At 48.7% G+C, this 2,530-nt stretch carries 5 protein-coding genes; 3 read left to right on the plus strand and 2 right to left on the minus strand.

From position 1 onward, the window contains the following. Window positions 1-73: 73 nt before the first annotated feature. Both NBA72_RS24025 and NBA72_RS24030 read left to right on the plus strand, forming a co-directional pair. Window positions 74-313: a hypothetical protein gene (locus tag NBA72_RS24025; protein WP_001560795.1), complete on the plus strand. Its 240-nt coding sequence runs from the start codon at window positions 74-76 to the stop codon at window positions 311-313. Window positions 314-336: 23 nt separating this feature from the next. Beyond that, window positions 337-636, plus strand: a complete 300-nt coding sequence (locus tag NBA72_RS24030; RefSeq protein ID WP_016247612.1) for a hypothetical protein — start codon at window positions 337-339, stop codon at window positions 634-636. 228 nt (window positions 637-864) lie between these two features. On the opposite strand, the gene NBA72_RS24035 is transcribed toward NBA72_RS24030, so the two are convergent. After that, on the minus strand, window positions 865-978 hold the full coding sequence (locus tag NBA72_RS24035; RefSeq protein WP_059570819.1) for a hypothetical protein: 114 nt from the start codon (window positions 976-978) through the stop codon (window positions 865-867). 852 nt (window positions 979-1,830) lie between these two features. On the opposite strand from NBA72_RS24035, the gene NBA72_RS24040 reads away from it, so the two are divergent. Next, entirely contained in the window at window positions 1,831-2,058 is a 228-nt protein-coding gene (locus tag NBA72_RS24040; RefSeq protein WP_224019247.1) for a hypothetical protein, read from the plus strand. Between the two features lie 47 nt (window positions 2,059-2,105). Here NBA72_RS24040 and NBA72_RS24045 read toward each other — a convergent pair whose 3' ends face one another. Then, window positions 2,106-2,294: a Rop family plasmid primer RNA-binding protein gene (locus NBA72_RS24045; RefSeq protein WP_000165998.1), complete on the minus strand. Its 189-nt coding sequence runs from the start codon at window positions 2,292-2,294 to the stop codon at window positions 2,106-2,108. Window positions 2,295-2,530: the final 236 nt, after the last annotated feature.

Below are 2,530 nucleotides of genomic sequence, written 5' to 3' on the forward strand. Positions count from 1 at the left end.
GAGGGCGCCTGAGGTGGTGCGGGCAACGGATGTTATGTTCAATTCTGTTTTCTTCATATTATCTGGATAGGGAATGATAAAAAAAATCTGCATTACTGTTATCGTCGTTTTTTTGCTGTTGGTTGGCTATGGTGCTTGGATTGGATCTGAGCAAAATCAGCGAGGAGTATCTTTATTTGAGGTTGCATATACATACAACGCAATGAATCCAATTAGTCGGATCGGCTATACATTTATGCTGAAGAGAAATCATGCTTTAGTCGAGAGGGCTGGAGAGGTTAAGAAATCTATTGATAGCATGAGTGGTGAGTGATTTTTTAAATTTAAAGGACTGATATGAAAAAGATACTTTTTTGTTCGCTGCTTCTTCTTTCTGCAAGTTCATTTGCACAACAATTCCATTATCAGTGTGAAGGACGAGATTTAAAGATAATGCTTTCACCTAATGCAGCTTTTCTTGATGGTAAATCATTCGAATATAAGAATGGAGAGACGAATGGGGAAACGACAAAGATGACCTTCTTTGGTCCTTCTGGTGAGGTTCTCAAGTTTTTGGTTAATCCTGTCAACAACTTATATCGTATGGGGCTGACTTCAGGTGCTACATTTGAAGAGATAAATTGCACTGAAATCTAGAAATATTTTATCTGATTAATAAGATGATCTTCTTGAGATCGTTTTGGTCTGCGCGTAATCTCTTGCTCTGAAAACGAAAAAACCGCCCTGCAGGGCGGTTTTTCGAAGGTTCTCTGAGCTACCAACTCTTTGAACCGAGGTAACTGGCTTGGAGGAGCGCAGTCACCAAAACTTGTCCTTTCAGTTTAGCCTTAACCGGCGCATGACTTCAAGACTAACTCCTCTAAATCAATTACCAGTGGCTGCTGCCAGTGGTGCTTTTGCATGTCTTTCCGGGTTGGACTCAAGACGATAGTTACCGGACAAGGCGCAGCGGTCGGACTGAACGGGGGGTTCGTGCATACAGTCCAGCTTGGAGCGAACTGCCTACCCGGAACTGAGTGTCAGGCGTGGAATGAGATAAACGCGGCCATAACAGCGGAATGACACCGGTAAACCGAAAGGCAGGAACAGGAGAGCGCACGAGGGAGCCACCAGGGGGAAACGCCTGGTATCTTTAAGTCCTGTCGGGTTTCGCCACCACTGATTTGAGCGTCAGATTTCGTGATGCTTGTCAGGGGGGCGGAGCCTATGGAAAAACGGCTTCGCCGTGGCCTTCTTGCTTCCCTGTTAAGCTTCTTCCTGGAAGATGCCAGGAAATTTCCGCCCCGCCAGTAAGCCGGTACCGCTCGCCGCAGCCGAACGACCGAGCGGAGCGAGTCAGTGAGCGAGGAAGCGGAATATCTCCGGGCTTATCTTTGGCACCGTACGCGCCATAGCTGCATTTTTTAATACGATGCAGGATAGGGCAAACGCCGCAAAATGACGTCATCCGACATCATTCCGCCGCGTTCGTCCAGTGACCTACAGTCGGCTCTGGGGTGTCGGGGCTGTGCCCTGACCAGGCGTTTTGTAGTATCGCCACCGTGGTGGCGGTGCTACAAAACATATCCTGTCCCTTCCTTGGCATCTCTGAAGTTTAGCCAGTATACACTCCGCTAGCGCTACGTGACTGGTTCAGGGCTGCGCCCCGACACCCGCTAAAAGCACTGACGCGCCTGCGGCTTGCCCAACCCCGCGCCGTCCGGGAAAGAATTTCCCGATCGACCCGACGTTTCTGTTTACCTGTGATGTTAACGTTTGGATCTTTTTCCCGGGTTTACCTATTTTCTTCTAATGAAGCGTTCACAGCTGACGTTAATAGATGGGTGCTTCATGTTTGGTTTTTCACCAGGAGAACTTATGAACCTTTGCCCCGATGAACGTCTGCTCTTTGTGCGGATGATTTCCGCTATGCTTCGCCGTTCGGGTGGTGATGCGGGTGCTGTTATGTTTGAGGCGTATCGCCATATTGTGTCCGATACCAATCAAGCTCGTCGTTCCTACATGCTCGACCTGCTCGAAAGCGTCAGGCATGACTATGTACACGGTGGATATACATAGTTGCCATGGATACGCTTTTCGTCTAAGTGAGCGTTCTTTTCGTCTCTTTATTCGCCGTCCTGTATGCCGAAGCGTGCGCTCAGCTTCTGATAAAGCGCTTCTGCCTGTTCGTGCATTCGCTCACAGTCGGCTGCCTCGTCATCAAGATCGAGCACGTCGAGTTTTTCGAGCAGCAGCAGCGACTGCGCCCGGATAAATTTTGCCATGTTCAGTGCGGCTGATTCCTGTTTTGTCATACGGCTTTTTCCCGGTTTTATGGTGATCGCAGACTGAAATCTTACTTCATTCACTTGAGTGCATAGCCATGCAGGTACGCAGAAATCATCAGGGGCGTTTTTTCTCGATATGGGCACAGAAAGGTGTATGTTTCAGGCCGGAGTCCTCAGAAACGCCCTGAGGGCGCCTGAGGTGGTGCGGGCAACGGATGTTATGTTCAATTCTGTTTTCTTCATATTATCTGGATAGGGAATGA

Origin of the sequence: Salmonella sp. NW1250, assembly GCF_051812965.1 — a bacterium.
GTDB lineage: Bacteria > Pseudomonadota > Gammaproteobacteria > Enterobacterales > Enterobacteriaceae > Salmonella > Salmonella enterica.